Raw genomic sequence first — 14,958 nt, 5'->3', positions numbered from 1 at the left:
GAAGATATGTTGCATTATATTTGTACTACTTGTGGTGTTCAATATGAAAAGAGTGAAGAAGTTCCTAGTATATGTACGATTTGTAGTGAGGAAAGACAATATGTTAACGTATCGGGTCAAGAATGGACGACACTTAGAGAAATGCGGGGAAGTAATCTGTACCGTAATGAAATAGTTCAACAAGAAGACGGGTTGTATCGAATCCATACAGAGAAAAAGTTTGCCATCGGACAAAATGCATTTCTTATTACTGGTACGAATTTCAACATGTTATGGGACTGCATTACATATTTAGATGACATTACTATCCAAGAGATAAAAGAATTGGGTGGCATTCATGCTATTGCTCTCTCTCATCCTCATTATTATTCGACTCAAGTAGAATGGGCAGAAGTTTTTGATGTGCCTATTTATATTCATGAAGATGATAAAGAATGGGTAATGCGCCCAAGTGAACGGATTGTTTTTTGGTCGGGAGACTCGCTATCTATAAATGAAGAGATTACTATTTATCGTTTAGGTGGTCATTTTAAAGGTGGCGCTGTATTGCATTGGCAAGGAGATAACAAAAAAGACGGTATTCTTCTAACGGGTGATATTATTCAAGTTGTTGAGGATCAGCAGTGGGTAAGTTTTATGTACAGTTATCCTAATTTAATTCCGTTGCCGGCTAACAAAGTAAAAGAAATGGTAAATAAGGTAAAGGATGTACCGTTTGATCGGTTATATAATGCATTTCAAAAGGTTGTCAATGAAAATGCAAATGAAGCGGTTCAAAGGTCTGCCAAGAGGTATGTAAAAGCATTGGAAGGGACATTGTTTAACACTTAATGTTGTTAGGAGAAGGATAGATGGAGTTTAAAATCAATGATATTTCCATTAACTATGAAGAAATAGGAACGGGAAAACCTATTATTATGTTGCACGGTTTTTTATTAAATCACCGAGTAATGACAGGGTGTATGGAGCCCATTTTAGAGAATCAAGATGGTTATAGAAGAATATATATTGACTTACCTGGAATGGGGAAATCTGAGAGTGCAGATTGGATTGAGAATGCAGATGTCATGCTGGACATTCTTATTCACTTTATAAACACTATTATTCCACATGAAAACTTCTTATTAGCCGGAGAATCATACGGTGGGTATTTGGCACGAGGGATTATTTATCGTATGGCGAATAGGATAGATGGATTGCTATTGCTTTGTCCAGTGATTATAGCCGCTATGCAACAAAGAACAGTGCCAGAACATGTTTGTTTAGTAGAAGATAAGGGGTTATTGCAGAAGCTACCTGTAGAAGGGGCAGAGAGTTTTGCTTCATTGTCAGTCGTTCAAAGTAAATCTATTTATAAGCGATACGAGAAAGAGATATTATCTGGGGCAAGGTTAGCTGATGCGGAATTTTTAGAACGATATAGAGCAAATGGATACGCATTTTCATTTAATGTGGATACATTAAGCGAAAAGTTCAAGAAACCGATGCTGTTCTTAATGGGCAAACAAGATTCAGTTGTAGGATATAAAGATGCGTGGAATATACTAGAGAATTATCCACGAGCATCGTTTGTTGTACTTGATAAGGCGGGGCATAATTTACAAATAGAGCAGGAAGAAGTGTATCAATCGCTTGTATATGAGTGGATTCAGCGGACAGAAGTAACATAATGTCATATAATAAAACCACAGTTATGACGGGAGGTGTTTATGTTGACAATAAATTCGAAGTTGTCACATAGTGGAACGTCTCATGCAAAGCCAAGTATGGTGTGGCGATTCTTTGCATGAGGTAGACTGAATAGGAAAGTCGCCAATTAACATTCATCATACTTTGCTTTGCACCTTATTCGATTTCATAAATAAGGAGCGAGCGTTATGAAATATGTGAATGTAAACACTGTTTTACCTGAGGCATTAATTGCGGAAATTCAACAATATGTACAAGGTGAAATGATTTATATACCGAAGAAAGAAGATACTCATTCTAAATGGGGAAGTCGCTCAGGAGCGAGGCAGCTACTTGATGAACGAAATGATGCAATTAAAGAAGCTTTTCGGAATGGTAGACCCATTCAACAATTAGCAGATGAGTATTTTCTGTCAATAGAATCTATTAAGAAGATTGTATATCGAAAATGAGTGGGAGTATTTCCTGCTCATTTTTTCGTATGTAAAGTTTTGTTCTAAATCGTTTACTACATTTTCTCTTTTCGCTCGAATGTATACACTAATAATACATAATGAAAAAGGAGAATAGTATGATGGAAGCATTTATTAGAAATGAAGAATATAATTTGATAAGACAACAAGCGTATAACCTTGTAAATGGTCATACCGCAGCAAACGATAGAAGTGTTGTGGAAGCACTAAAATCATTAGCAATGGAGAAAGTATTATCTGTATTCAATTACGTAAATAAGGAACAACAAGTATTAATTGAAATGATTCGTGATGTGAAAAATAGGGAGGAAGCAGAGCTATTCTTATTGAAGCTACATCCGTATGTCATTCCATTCCCAGAAGTAACACAGCAAACAGTGAAGAAACTATTTCCAAAAGCAAAAAAATTAAAATTACCAAAGGTAGATAATATAAATTTAATGGAAATAACATATTTGGGCTGGGAGGACAGTGGAACAAACAAAAGATATATTATTACAAAACATGGAGATAGGCTCATTGGGATAGACGGGACATTTCAACCTATTCACCAAAAAGGAATTTGTACACTATGTAATAGGCTAGAAGAAGTCGGGATGTTTCTTCATGAGAAAAAGGGAGAAGTACTTGGTACATTTGTAAAGCGAGGAAACTATATTTGTAAGGATAGTGTTAGTTGTAATCAGAACATTATATCAGTTCAAAAGTTACATGACTTTATTGATTTGTTAAAGAAATAATGAACCCTCAAGTGAAATAACTTGAGGGTGTTTTTTGTTACCAATTTTCTTTAATAAAAGCATCTCGTCCAGATTCAATACGTTCTTGCTTGTATTTGTCTGGATTCTTTTTGTAGAAATGTTGATGGTATTCTTCTGCTTCATAAAAAGGTGCAGCTGGGCGAATTTCAGTTACAATTGGCTTTTTAAATCTACCACTTTCCTGAAGGGATAGCTTTGATTTTTCAGCTAGTTCTTTTTGTGTTTCATTATGATAGAAAATAACTGTGCGATATGATGGTCCACGATCGAAGAATTGTCCATCGTCGTCAGTTGGATCAATTTGTGGCCAGTATAGATTTAGTAATTTTTGATAAGGGAAGATGACTGGATCGAATGTAATTTGGACAACTTCGACATGCCCTGATGTACCAGTTTTCACATCTTCATATGTTGGATTCTCTATATGTCCACCAGCATAACCGGAAATAACGCGATGAATTCCTGGTAATTCATCAAAAGGTTTTACCATGCACCAGAAGCACCCTCCAGCAAAAGTTGCGAGTTCGTATGTTTTTTCGGTCATTGATGCTATCCTCCGTAATAAGTATTTCTGTATAGTATCTTATATTCGGAACTTTCTTGCAAATGAAATGTTTGATTTTATTTGCATTGTTGGAAGAGGGATATATCCAATCGATGGCAATTATATTACTAGTGACTATGAAGAGAAGAAGTGATATGGAACTTTCTTAGTAGAAATTACTTTGAGAGGCGTAAATAGATGTGTTTCTTACGTTTATCATAGGCAAAAGATTTGTAGATTGAATGTTTTGTGGTAAATTATAACATATAAGAAAGAGAAGCTCATTATCAAAGGAAAAAGGAAGTGGCAAGCTTGAAATTTGTATTCGATTTAGACGGAACGATTTGTTTTAAAGGTCAGCCAGTTTCAGAAGAGATTCTTACGTGTTTGAATAACCTAGAGAATGAGGGACATGAAGTTATTTTTGCCTCAGCAAGACCAATTCGTGATATGTTACCAGTTTTACATTCACGTTTTCATCAACATACGCTTATAGGCGGTAATGGTTCACTTATTTCTCAAAATGGAAAGTTAGTGTATGCGAAGGAATTTGATCAACAAACATTAACTCAAATTCTCTCTTTTATTAAAAAATATGGAGCAACGTATTTGATTGATAGTGACTGGGACTATGCATATACAGGCCCAATTGATCACCCAATACTATTAAATGTTGATGCGGATAAGTTAGCTAACTGTGTTTCAGTTGGAGAATTACGCTCCATTGTAAAAATATTACTTTTAACTGCGGCGGATATGGAACAACTAGCAGAGCAATTGCATACATTGCCTGTCGTTGTACATACACATCGAAATGAAAATGTATTAGACGTTAGTCCTCAACATATTGATAAGTGGAATGCACTACAAACGCTAGGTGTTAAAGCAGGAGAGTACATTGCATTTGGTAATGATGCAAATGATATTAGTATGTTCAAGCATGCCCTTCACACAGTGATGATTGGCAATCATGTAGATTTAGCTCCTCATGCGAAAGATTCGATTGTGCTAGACGAGTTATGTGAGAAAGGGATTATTGATAGATTAAAAGAATTAGCCAAAGAATATCGTGTAGTGATAAGTAGGTAATACATATGGTAAAGAAATTAATACATGTGGAAGGTCTTGTTGTATTGTTTGTGGCGATGTATATGTACTATATAAATGATTTTAGTTGGTGGTTATTTATATTGTTATTATTAGCTCCAGATTTATCTGCGTTAGCATATTTACTAAATGTCCGATTAGGAGCACAAGTGTATAACTTATTCCATACGTATGCCGTGTCTGTTCTAGTTACGTTAATCGGTGTAGCAGTAGAACTTGATTTGATGTATATGATTGGCTTAATTTGGACGGCTCATATTGGAATGGATCGATTGTTAGGATATGGCCTTAAATATTCATCTAGTTTTAAAGAAACGCATATGCAGAAGATATAAGAGTAGCGGCTAGAGCATGAATCTTATAAGAGAATTATGTGCAGAGATAATAAAGTTGTTTAATTTACAATAAAGTCATTTAAAAAATAATATAGTTGTTTAAAAATCCTTCTTTCACTAACGGTGCAGTTTAGTTCAATAAGGAAAAATGGATTTTCGACATTTTTAAATGGGAAATTTATTAAAAATTGGAACCTTTATTCCTTTCAATCGTATCAAGGAGAATTGATTTAAAATCAATTGGAGCATTAAGTTCTAGAATTTCCAGGTTGTATTAAGATTTATTTGCTAATTCGACTTTTCAAAAGTTGAATTATTTACATTAAACATCCTTAACTATGTTTGGAAGGTGATATTTTTTGGTGGAGTTAAGAACAATTAATGAGGATAATTATGGAGAATGTTTAAATTTGCATGCAACTGCGATCGATGAGGATTTTGTAGACGCTGTAGCGTGGTCTTTAGCCGAAGCTTGGGTGCTTTATGATGGTGCACGCCCCTTTGCAATTTATGCCGATAATATGATGGTGGGCTATGTTTCAATGTATATTGGCAATAACAACCCCCAAATCATAAATTTTATGATAGATAGCCGTTTTCAAAAAAGAGGCTATGGTTCAGTAGCGGCTAAGCTTTGTATTGATTATTTGTGTAAAGAATATAATGCAAGAAGGATTTCCGTACCGATTAAACCAGAAAATAAAACTGCACAAAAATTTTGGAGCAACATAGGCTTTGAAATAACAGACGATATGGAGAATGGTTATCTTTATATGCGGTTGTACATACGAGAAAAAAATGTCTGAGCATATGAAAATGAAACACATTTCCATAAACGGGCGCGATTGTTTCATAAGTGTTCTTGTTTCACTAACGGGTGCTTTAGTTCAATAAGAATGAAACAACTTTATTAATGATTTTTAAGTACAAATACCTTTTAAATGTATAGAAATTAAACAACTTTAAAGAGCCTTACTACACACCAGATTGTAACAAGGCTCTTTATATTTTTATAACAAAATTAAACAACTGTATTATCGGTTTACAAATTAACCAGTGCTAGTATAGATAAACTTATTCAGTTATCAACTTCTGTTGGTTGGGATTATGGTGTGGAAGAAATACACACAGTATTAAGCTTATGATGTTAGATGCGATAAAATTACCCCAGAGAAATGGTACTTTAGACAGTATTACTGCGTAGATCTTAGGTTAGGATGTGCATATTTAATTAATATACATAAAAATAGACTGTACTCTAATTGTTGTTTTTTATCTGGCAATTAGGATGCAGTTTATTTATGTTTTGTCTACGTAATTATTTCCTGTGGAATAATTACTGAATTTTCAGATTTATTTGTTTCTAAATGGAGTGAAATGGATTATACTATAAGTGAACTATGAAACTAGGAAAGGAGGGAATGATTGTTGGGATAGGTGTTATTACAAAACAAGAGATTACATATTTATTAAATGATTGGTATCAAGAAATGCGTGTACAACGTGTACTCAAAGCAAGCCAGCTGAAAAAGGAAATTGATAGCAAAATTAATGGAATTGAAGAAGATCGAGATATTCTGAATTACTATGGATTACTAAATTTTAGATATGAAATGCTAGTTGGGAATTTTAAGGAAGATTTAAATGAATCCATTACAGACGAACAAACCAATAATCTCTTAAACTATTACTACCATTTCTTTAAATTCATCTATGCTATGGAAGTTGGTAATTATAGTGATGCTCGACAGTATTACGAAGTTGCAGAAAGCTTACTCATTCATATTCCTGATGAAGTAGAGAAAGCAGAATTCAATTATCGTATTTCCACATTCCAATATTATTTATCCCAACCAGTTTTAGCAATTCATTATGCTACAAAGGCACAAGAATTTTTCTCTAGGCACAAAGGGTATGAAGTTAAGACAGGTGCTTGTAAAAATGTATTGGGATCAGCGTGTAATACACTTGGGCAATATGAACTTGCTGAAGAGTACTTACTTGAGGCATTAGATATTTTCAAGAAAGCTAATGAACATTCATTAGCTATGCGAGTTCGACATAATCTAGGATTGTTGTATGCAGATCAAGGGTTGTCAGAAGTAGCGATACGACATTTGAGTGAAGCTATTGAAGATTATAAGTACGATACAACGATTTATTTATTAGCACGAGAACACTTCAAGCTAAATCATAGACAAGAAGTAGCGAAGTATGTGGAAGAAGGCTTGAAAGTGTGTGAAGAAAAGTATCGTCATCATTTTTCAATTTTGGAAGCAAAGAATAATCATTTACTTGTTGATGAACTAGAAGGGGTTTTCTTACAAGCTATTGAATACTTTAAAGAATATGATTTATGGAAAGATGTAATGCTTTATAGTGAAGAACTAGCAAAAGAATGGTTTGATGCTGGTAATGAGTTGAAAGCGAGTACATATTTCTATATGAGTTATGATGCGAAAAAAATATTTCAAACACAGGGGGCTTTAAAATGAAAAAAATTAAATTAAGTGTATTAGGAATGATAAGTGTAGCTGTTTTATCTCTTGGACTAGGTGTATCTGCTCAAACAGATAGTGCTTCAGTAGAAAATAACGGTGTAATTTTATTCTCATCAGAACATGGGAAAATGATTTAAAAAAATGCCAACCGAGTATTCGGTTGGCATTTTTTATTGTTAAAAGTAGTTAGCTATATATTTTTATTATGGAATTATTTAGTAAATATAAATGTTGTTTTAGTTCCCCGTGTTTAAAACATAGTATTTTGTCGGAGGTTAATTGTTTGAACATTCTTATTTATATCGTATAATAAGATATATTCGTATAGAACGATAGAGGAGGATGAGTATGAAAAAGCAAGTTGGTGATATGAACCAATTTTGGACGGAGATATATTATTATTTGAGATACCCACATCAAGAGAAAATTTCCCATCAAAGTGTGAGGATTATGCAAGTAATTGAAAAAGAAAAGGAAGTCGGGATTAAGAAGATTGCTGAATCTATTCAAGTATCCCATAACACTGCTTCAGAACATGTGAAGAGATTATTAGAGAAAGAATATATTATTAAGACACGATCGAAAGAAGATGAACGAAGAGTTATTTTAAAGCTAACGGCTAGTGGGCAGGAAATTCTTCATCGCCATTCTAGCTTAGATGAAGAGAAGTTAACGCATGTATTTGAAGCAATGACGGCGGAAGAGAGGCAGACAATTATAGATGGATTTGCATTGTTGAAGGAGAAAGCACAACTATGTACACGTTCATAAAAGTTTTCGTTTCTGCAATTGTAATTGGAGTCATTACAGAAATAGCGAGAAGATATCCGGCACAGGGAGGCGTTATCGCAGCACTTCCATTAGTGACAATACTGAGTATTATTTGGCTCTTTGTACAAGGTGAGAGTCAAGGGGCATTAAGCACATTCCTTCTTGGAGTATTAAAAGGATTACCAGCTACAATTGTATTAGTATTTATCGTATACATCGCCATGCAAAATTCTATCCACTTAATTATCGCGCTGTTTTTTGGCATTGGTGGTTGGGCGCTATTTTTATTCGTTCAAACGAATGTCATTAAATATATAAGTTCCCTTGTTTCACATTGAAAAGATAGTAATTACATTTTGTTCCAATAAATATGCTGTGTTATACTATTTTTAGTCTGAAAATTAAGAATAGTAAAAAGTAGGTGAGACAATTACAACTGCAGCGATGAACGGTAATACAGAAGTGGTTAAGGCGTTATTAAAGGAAGATTGTACACTTGTACATGCCCTTAGTGAGGATGGATGGAGTGCGCTACATTTAGCAGCTTATTTTGGTCATGAAGAGACAGTTAAGGTATTAATAGAATTTGGTGCCGATGTTCATCTTAAAGCAAAGAACAATAATGGAAATATTCCCCTCCATGCAGCGGTAGCGAACAAGCAATTAACTATCGTGAAACTACTTCTTGAACATGGTACAGATGTTCATACGACACAAAGTGGGGGATGGACAAGTCTTCACGAGGCAGCATTATTAGGAGCAACCGATATTGTTCAAGTATTAATTGATAACGGTGCAGACGTCCATAAGACGAAAGACGATGGTAAGAGTGCTCTTGATGTAGCAATCGAAAAAGAGCAAGAAGCAGTAATTCAATTGCTTCAACGTGTAAGCACGACGAGATAAAGAAAGTTGGTTTATACATATGGAAAATCAGTCGGTTGTTCAATTATGGGAAGACTATAAGAAGATAAATACAGAAGTTCCAGATACGTACGATGCTTGGGCGTTTGGTGATTCAAAAGAACTCGCCGATAAATTAGCAACATGGGTTATCGAAGGAAGAAAAACTGCGACAGCTTCCAATTATACACTGTACGAGTTGGAAAACGAACCACTACCACACATTGGTCTTTATAATATCGTATTGGACGGGAATGGAATAGCTGTTGCGATTATCAAAACAGTGGCAGTAGAAGTTGTTCCTTTTGATGAAGTAAAGGAAGAGCATGCGTACCGAGAAGGTGCAGGGGATCGTTCTCTGCAATATTGGCGTGATGCCCATGAGGCTTTTTTTAGAAGAGGAATGGAAGGTTTAGATCTAGAGTTTCATCATAAAATGCCAGTTGTATGTGAACGATTTGAATTAGTGTACGGGAGGAAAGCAGATGGAGATTCGGGAATCCATTCTAGATGATTATAGACAATTAGCACCGCTTATGGAGCAACTTGGATATCCAACTTCTACTGAACAAATGAAACAACGGCTTACATATATTACTTCGAGTCCGAATTATCATACGTTAGTAGCGATTGATAATGAAAAAATAATTGCAATGATTGGATTAGTGAAAAGTTTTTATTATGAAATGGACGGTTCATTTATTCGTATTCAGGCCTTTATTGTCGATGCTACTTATCGTAATCAAGGTGTCGGTAAGAGATTACTAGAAGAAGCGGAAGAATGGGCTCGAAGTAGTGGTGCTACTGGAATTAGTTTGAATAGTGGCAACCGTGAGGAACGAATTGCCGCCCATAAATTTTATGAAAAAAGAGGATATGTTGCACGGAGTATTGGCTTTGCGAAAAGTCTTCGCTAGAGGAGGTGTTGGCGTGAGAAGGAATATTAGAGCAGCGGGCATTGCAATTCATGATGGACATGTTCTATTACATAAGATGGATGACTTTTGGATTTTACCTGGAGGTGATGTTGCTGCACAAGAGACAACATTAGCCGGATTAAAAAGAGAATTTCAAGAAGAGTTAGGCATAGAAGTACAAATGAAACAACTATTATGGATCGTGGAGAATTTCTTTGAATATAACAATCAACCTATAAGTGGAGTAGAATTCCATTACCTTATCGAAGTACCAGAATCTATTACTTTACAGAAACAAACAATCTTCGACGGGTATGAACAAGAGACGAATGCAACACTTCACTTTGCTTGGCATAAAGTAAGCGAGCTGAATTCCATTACGTTATTGCCGGCAGTGTTAGTTGGGAAATTAATGTCTCTTCCTATGTCATTGCCTAAGACGATAGAGCATATTATCAACAATAAAATAGTCACTAGTTTGTAAGGGAGTAACTATTGTTTCATAGTGAAAAGGAGAGGGTATGATGACGTATTCAATTGAACAGCTAAATTATAAAGATGTGACGAAACTATTGGATTTAATTTATTCTGTAGGTTGGAGTTATAAAGAAAATGAATTATTGGCAGTGATGGATTGTACAAAGTCTTTTGGTCATGTAAACGAGGATGGTCAACTTGTATCCAGCACAGTTATTGCTCCTTATGCAGCTCAGCTAGCTTCTGTTGGCTTAGTAATCGTCCATCCCGATCATCAGAGAAAAGGGCTTGGTCAAGAGATAGTGGAAGTTTGTTTACGGACAATTCCATCCGAAACACCAAGTATACTAATTGCTACAAATGAAGGAAAGCCATTGTATGAAAAATTAGGCTTTCGAACGGTTAGCCATGTAAATTTATATACCTGTAGTGAGTACCATGCGGAAATCAACGCTTCTACATACAATGTATTTCCATATCGAGAAAGTGATTTATCGCACCTCGTTAAGTTAGATGAAGAAGCATTTGGAGCAAAACGAAAAGAGATGGTAACAGCACGAATAGGTCATTCAAAACAAACGATTGTTGTCAAAAACGACGATGGAGAAGTACTAGGATTTGGAATAAGTATGGAACGTGAAGATTTATTACTATTAGCTCCTGTTATTGCGACAAATGATGAAATTGCAACGCTAATTATTCATCATCTTGCGAAAGGGTATCCAGGAAAGGTACGGGTGGATCTACCAGAAGGGAAGGAAGACTACGTACTTTCGCTCGAAACACTTGGCTTTGAAAAGGTTGCTCAAGCACCAATTATGATGCTAGGAGCAGACGAATTACCGAAGCGAAATAAAAACCTATATGGAATTTCAGCACAAGCTTTTGGTTGAAAATTTCCAAAGATAAAATTCTCATAATTATAATAGTTGCAGAAGGGATTGTACTATACATATGAACATTGAACTCTCTAAATTTAAAATAAAACAAGGAAAAAGTGATCGAGTAGATGCGTGGATGGAAGTATTAAATAAGCATATGAAAGAAGTGCTCCTTACATTGAAGGATGAAAAGATGTACGTAGAAACAATATTCCGTGAAAAAGATGAAGAAGATGAATATTTATATTGGTACTCCATCCAAGGTGTTGGTGGCGCACTTGTTGAAGAATCACATCATGAAATTGATCAAATTCATCTAGCGTTTTGGGAAGAATGTATTGATCCAACTTGGGGATGCAAGGATATGGATACACAAGTTGTGATGATTCAAGAAGAGATGCAAGAAGCTATTCATGTATTAGATAAAAAATAAGAAAAAGGAGAACGTTATGCTTATATGTGAACATGAAATATAAAACCGTTTATCAAAAATAAGAGGCCCTCCGGATATAGAAAGAAAGTTCACGTGTATAAAACAAAAAAATCGGAGGGTATAAATATGTTAAAAGATAAAGAGTTTACTTATTTCTTAGAAGAAGCAAATAAAGGGTTTTCTGGTTGGGATTTTTCATATATTTCAGGAACAGGACGTATGCAGTCGCAGTTATTACCGTGGTCATTTGGGAGTATGGTACTTCCTTACATTCGTAGTGCTGATACAATGCTTGATATGGGAACTGGTGGAGGGGAATTTCTATCGCATCTCAAGCCATTCCCAATGTCGACGCATGCGACAGAAGGATATGTACCGAATGTTTCAATTGCAAAAGAAAGACTAGAGCCACTTGGTGTGAAGGTTGTTTATTTTGAAGAGGATAGTTCACTACCTTTTGAAGATAAGTATTTCTCGTTCATTATGAATCAACATGAATCATATGATCCGAAAGAATTAAGACGAATTATTTCAGACGGAGGAATGTTTATTACACAACAAGTTGGTGGATTAGACTATGTGGACCTCAATGACCAACTAGGAGCGGAACCGCATGACGAATTCGCTCATTGGAATTTGAAGTATGCGGTAGACGAATTAGAGAAACATAACTTCAAAGTAGCCTATAGTATGGAAGACGTCTCTGTTTCACGATTTTACGATGTAGGTGCTTGTATCTACTATTTAACTGCTATCCCTTGGCAAGTCCCAGGATTTACGGTGGATGCGTATATAGAGTCACTTTATGATATTCATCGTACCATTCAGAAACAAGGATATTTCGAAGTGAAGCAACATCGTTTCGTGTTGAAAGCAGAAGCTATATAAGGTGAAGAATACTTAGTGGATTCCTTCTGCTAAGTATTTTTGTATAAGTGCTGTGAAGGGTGTGGTAAACTTATCCAAGTGACTTGATTAATAGATGGAGGAATTATGGTGACGGCACAGCAGAAAAAGGTTTTAAAGTATTTATTATATTTCGGATTACTAATTGGAGTTCTCTTAGTAGCACACCACCCTTCAAAAGTTCATAAAGGTTTTCCAGAACCATTATTTGCATTTGTAAAAGAAGCTAATCAAGAAGAGAAGTCTGCTACATATCAATGGAGTGCAGTTCAAACGGCTGGATGCATGCCAGAATATTATCATCTTACAATTAGGTTATGGGGATGGACAGAAGTGACCGATGAAGATGAGTCAGAATGTGCATTAAGAATTTATAAGAAAAATGGTGAAAAAGTGTCTGTATATGCTACAGATGGAGAAATGAATATTTTGGTAGATAAATAGTCCGTAGATTTCAAATTGTATGGAGTTAGATAGTGTAAAGAAACAGGGGGCGAGATACAAGATGGGTGAAATTTTAATAAGAAGGCCGTTAGTTACAGATATAGGAGAATTACATGGGTTTTTCCGTACAGTTATCGAGGATACGTTTGCGAAAAATGGTCTAGCAGATTTGGTTCATGATATTGAAGGTGAGATAGAGGGAAAAAAGAAGTGTTTAAAAAGTGATTTTGATAGTAAAGGCGAAGAGAGGTACTTTTTGTTAGGAATAGATTCAGAATCTAATAAAATCATAGGATCGATTGAATATGGTCCTGCGCGAGAAATTGTTGTCAAAGAAACGAATGGCGAATTGAAAGATGTTGTAGAAGTAGGAACGGTATTTGTATTACCGGACTATCAAAAGAATGGAATTGGAACGCTAATGTGGAATGAGGTACTCCGCACGTTATCTAATAGAGGAATACATGAATTTTGTTTAGATAGTGGTTATACAACCGCTCAAAAAATATGGGGAAGAAAGTTCGGAATGCCTGATTATTTGCTGAAGGATTATTGGGGAGAAGGACATGATCATATGATTTGGAGACGGACAATAAAAAGCATGGATTAGCTTGTTGGCTAATGCATGCTTTTGTTTTTGAAGGGATGAGTATAAACAAAAGAAAGGTCAGGGAATCATAGTAGCTTACATGATAATTTTTTGTTCCAACTTTACCTGGAACTCGAAAGGAAAAGTGGTTTCAATTTATGTTTTAGCATTCGGTTCTGGTAATTAATTCTTTTTCCTGATTTATAAAATATTAGTTTTTATTTAATAAAAAATTAATATTTATTCGATAAAATTATAAATATAATTAGATAACTTATTAAAAAGGGAGGGCACGATTTGATTACTAATCTAATAGAGAATAAAAAACAGCACAAGAAACGAGGAAGTTTACTCATTAGTATTTTATTTATTAGTGTTTTACTAATCACTCTAGGAGGCTATAGCATTCATTCACTTTTTTTAAATATGGAGAGATTAAAAACAGGAGAATATCTTACAGAAAAAACTTCTCCAGATGGAAAATATACCGTAAAAGCATATATATCTAATGGAGGAGCTACGACTGCGTTCTCTATACGAGGTGAATTAGTATTTAACAAGAAAAATGGAAAAACAAAAAATATCTATTGGGGTTATCAGGAAGACATTGCAAATATTAAGTGGCTAGATGGCGATACTGTTGTAATTAACAACCGCACTCTCAATGTTCCGAAAGGTAAGCATGACTTTAGAAATAACTAGTTAATCCATTATTTCTAAGTGAATGAAAGTAAACATAAGCCACCTGTATAGATGGCTCTTTTTTATGTGGTATTTACTGACTGTTATATTTTATAACACGTACAGGTGTGGGTATTATCTTCATACTAATATATCAATACCTGCATAACCTAAATAGTTATTGAATATCCAATTAACAAATATTAATGAGGAGTCAATTTATTTTGGTTTGACTAAAATGGGTTGACTTCTTTCTTATACTATTTATTTTATGGTAAAATATTACTTTATTTGATATGATAGGTAAATGCGAGGGCTGTTCAATAATCTCTATGTAACATAGCAAAGTTTTTTCTACGTGAAATTTTGAGATTAATAGAAGCTTTTACGGAAAAACAGTAGTAACAGTTAGTTTGTTTTTCTAGCATCTATGATTAGTAATAGAAACATCTATGTAACGATTATTAAAATAGAGCTATAACCGTTTGTTTCTTGACCTTATCATGTCGATAAACTGATTAAAAATAAAAAAGAAAAGGGGTTATA

The 14,958-nt window shown here is 34.7% G+C and carries 22 protein-coding genes; 21 read left to right on the top strand and 1 reads right to left on the bottom strand.

All coding sequences use genetic code 11. From position 1 onward, the window contains the following. The first annotated feature begins 6 nt into the window (after positions 1–6). The 4 genes from IEV41_RS06220 to IEV41_RS06205 all read left to right on the top strand — a co-directional run bounded on the left by IEV41_RS06220 (position 7) and on the right by IEV41_RS06205 (position 2,902). Positions 7–831 carry an MBL fold metallo-hydrolase gene (locus tag IEV41_RS06220; RefSeq protein WP_188387546.1) on the top strand — a complete coding sequence of 275 codons (825 nt, stop codon included), beginning with the start codon at positions 7–9 and terminating at the stop codon, positions 829–831. A 20-nt stretch (positions 832–851) separates the two neighbouring features. Continuing rightward, positions 852–1,670 carry an alpha/beta fold hydrolase gene (locus IEV41_RS06215; RefSeq protein WP_188387545.1) on the top strand — a complete coding sequence of 273 codons (819 nt, stop codon included), beginning with the start codon at positions 852–854 and terminating at the stop codon, positions 1,668–1,670. A 207-nt stretch (positions 1,671–1,877) separates the two neighbouring features. Then, positions 1,878–2,141, top strand: a complete 264-nt coding sequence (locus IEV41_RS06210) for a CD3324 family protein (RefSeq protein WP_188387544.1) — start codon at positions 1,878–1,880, stop codon at positions 2,139–2,141. Between the two features lie 122 nt (positions 2,142–2,263). Further along, positions 2,264–2,902 (top strand): FusB/FusC family EF-G-binding protein, encoded by a 639-nt coding sequence (locus tag IEV41_RS06205; protein WP_188388700.1) that lies wholly within the window; start codon positions 2,264–2,266, stop codon positions 2,900–2,902. A 37-nt stretch (positions 2,903–2,939) separates the two neighbouring features. On the opposite strand, the gene msrA is transcribed toward IEV41_RS06205, so the two are convergent. Beyond that, positions 2,940–3,467, bottom strand: a complete 528-nt coding sequence (gene msrA, locus IEV41_RS06200) for a peptide-methionine (S)-S-oxide reductase MsrA (protein WP_188387543.1) — start codon at positions 3,465–3,467, stop codon at positions 2,940–2,942. A 312-nt stretch (positions 3,468–3,779) separates the two neighbouring features. Between msrA and IEV41_RS06195 the strand changes: the two genes are divergently transcribed. The 17 genes from IEV41_RS06195 to IEV41_RS06115 all read left to right on the top strand — a co-directional run bounded on the left by IEV41_RS06195 (position 3,780) and on the right by IEV41_RS06115 (position 14,433). Next, positions 3,780–4,556, top strand: a complete 777-nt coding sequence (locus IEV41_RS06195) for an HAD-IIB family hydrolase (RefSeq protein ID WP_188387542.1) — start codon at positions 3,780–3,782, stop codon at positions 4,554–4,556. A gap of 5 nt (positions 4,557–4,561) precedes the next feature. Beyond that, the gene (locus IEV41_RS06190; protein WP_188387541.1) at positions 4,562–4,909 is read left to right on the top strand and encodes a DUF4260 domain-containing protein; all 348 of its coding nucleotides are present in this window, start codon (positions 4,562–4,564) and stop codon (positions 4,907–4,909) included. A 362-nt stretch (positions 4,910–5,271) separates the two neighbouring features. After that, on the top strand, positions 5,272–5,715 hold the full coding sequence (locus tag IEV41_RS06185) for a GNAT family N-acetyltransferase (protein ID WP_205181462.1): 444 nt from the start codon (positions 5,272–5,274) through the stop codon (positions 5,713–5,715). Between the two features lie 615 nt (positions 5,716–6,330). Then, positions 6,331–7,404 carry a Rap family tetratricopeptide repeat protein gene (locus IEV41_RS06180; protein WP_188387539.1) on the top strand — a complete coding sequence of 358 codons (1,074 nt, stop codon included), beginning with the start codon at positions 6,331–6,333 and terminating at the stop codon, positions 7,402–7,404. Continuing rightward, positions 7,401–7,547, top strand: coding sequence for a Phr family secreted Rap phosphatase inhibitor (locus IEV41_RS06175; RefSeq protein WP_188387538.1), 147 nt, complete (start codon positions 7,401–7,403; stop codon positions 7,545–7,547). Before IEV41_RS06180 ends, IEV41_RS06175 begins: the two co-directional genes overlap by 4 nt. A gap of 211 nt (positions 7,548–7,758) precedes the next feature. Further along, the gene (locus IEV41_RS06170; protein ID WP_188387537.1) at positions 7,759–8,181 is read left to right on the top strand and encodes a MarR family winged helix-turn-helix transcriptional regulator; all 423 of its coding nucleotides are present in this window, start codon (positions 7,759–7,761) and stop codon (positions 8,179–8,181) included. After that, entirely contained in the window at positions 8,166–8,519 is a 354-nt protein-coding gene (locus IEV41_RS06165; protein ID WP_188387536.1) for a DUF3147 family protein, read from the top strand. Before IEV41_RS06170 ends, IEV41_RS06165 begins: the two co-directional genes overlap by 16 nt. Before the next feature lie 106 nt (positions 8,520–8,625). Further along, positions 8,626–9,087, top strand: a complete 462-nt coding sequence (locus IEV41_RS06160; RefSeq protein ID WP_188387535.1) for an ankyrin repeat domain-containing protein — start codon at positions 8,626–8,628, stop codon at positions 9,085–9,087. Positions 9,088–9,106: 19 nt separating this feature from the next. Then, positions 9,107–9,598: an ASCH domain-containing protein gene (locus IEV41_RS06155; RefSeq protein ID WP_188387534.1), complete on the top strand. Its 492-nt coding sequence runs from the start codon at positions 9,107–9,109 to the stop codon at positions 9,596–9,598. Further along, the gene (locus IEV41_RS06150; protein WP_229722157.1) at positions 9,570–10,001 is read left to right on the top strand and encodes a GNAT family N-acetyltransferase; all 432 of its coding nucleotides are present in this window, start codon (positions 9,570–9,572) and stop codon (positions 9,999–10,001) included. The genes IEV41_RS06155 and IEV41_RS06150 overlap by 29 nt, the downstream gene beginning before the upstream one ends. A 13-nt stretch (positions 10,002–10,014) precedes the next feature. Next, positions 10,015–10,485: an NUDIX hydrolase gene (locus tag IEV41_RS06145; protein WP_308420326.1), complete on the top strand. Its 471-nt coding sequence runs from the start codon at positions 10,015–10,017 to the stop codon at positions 10,483–10,485. A 40-nt stretch (positions 10,486–10,525) separates the two neighbouring features. Continuing rightward, positions 10,526–11,371: a GNAT family N-acetyltransferase gene (locus IEV41_RS06140; protein ID WP_188387532.1), complete on the top strand. Its 846-nt coding sequence runs from the start codon at positions 10,526–10,528 to the stop codon at positions 11,369–11,371. 61 nt (positions 11,372–11,432) lie between these two features. Continuing rightward, positions 11,433–11,792, top strand: coding sequence for a DUF6176 family protein (locus IEV41_RS06135; protein ID WP_188387531.1), 360 nt, complete (start codon positions 11,433–11,435; stop codon positions 11,790–11,792). Between the two features lie 126 nt (positions 11,793–11,918). Continuing rightward, positions 11,919–12,680 (top strand): class I SAM-dependent methyltransferase, encoded by a 762-nt coding sequence (locus IEV41_RS06130; protein ID WP_188387530.1) that lies wholly within the window; start codon positions 11,919–11,921, stop codon positions 12,678–12,680. A 108-nt stretch (positions 12,681–12,788) separates the two neighbouring features. Next, the gene (locus IEV41_RS06125; RefSeq protein WP_188387529.1) at positions 12,789–13,142 is read left to right on the top strand and encodes a hypothetical protein; all 354 of its coding nucleotides are present in this window, start codon (positions 12,789–12,791) and stop codon (positions 13,140–13,142) included. 61 nt (positions 13,143–13,203) lie between these two features. Further along, positions 13,204–13,752, top strand: coding sequence for a GNAT family N-acetyltransferase (locus IEV41_RS06120; protein ID WP_188387528.1), 549 nt, complete (start codon positions 13,204–13,206; stop codon positions 13,750–13,752). 276 nt (positions 13,753–14,028) lie between these two features. After that, the gene (locus tag IEV41_RS06115; protein WP_188387527.1) at positions 14,029–14,433 is read left to right on the top strand and encodes a DUF5412 family protein; all 405 of its coding nucleotides are present in this window, start codon (positions 14,029–14,031) and stop codon (positions 14,431–14,433) included. The last annotated feature ends 525 nt before the right edge of the window (positions 14,434–14,958 follow it).

It is taken from the genome of Priestia taiwanensis, assembly GCF_014638355.1.
Taxonomy (GTDB): Bacteria; Bacillota; Bacilli; order Bacillales; family Bacillaceae_G; genus Priestia_D; species Priestia_D taiwanensis.
The sequence above is the reverse complement of the archived record's forward strand: the minus strand, read 5'-3'. Positions and strand labels throughout refer to the sequence as shown.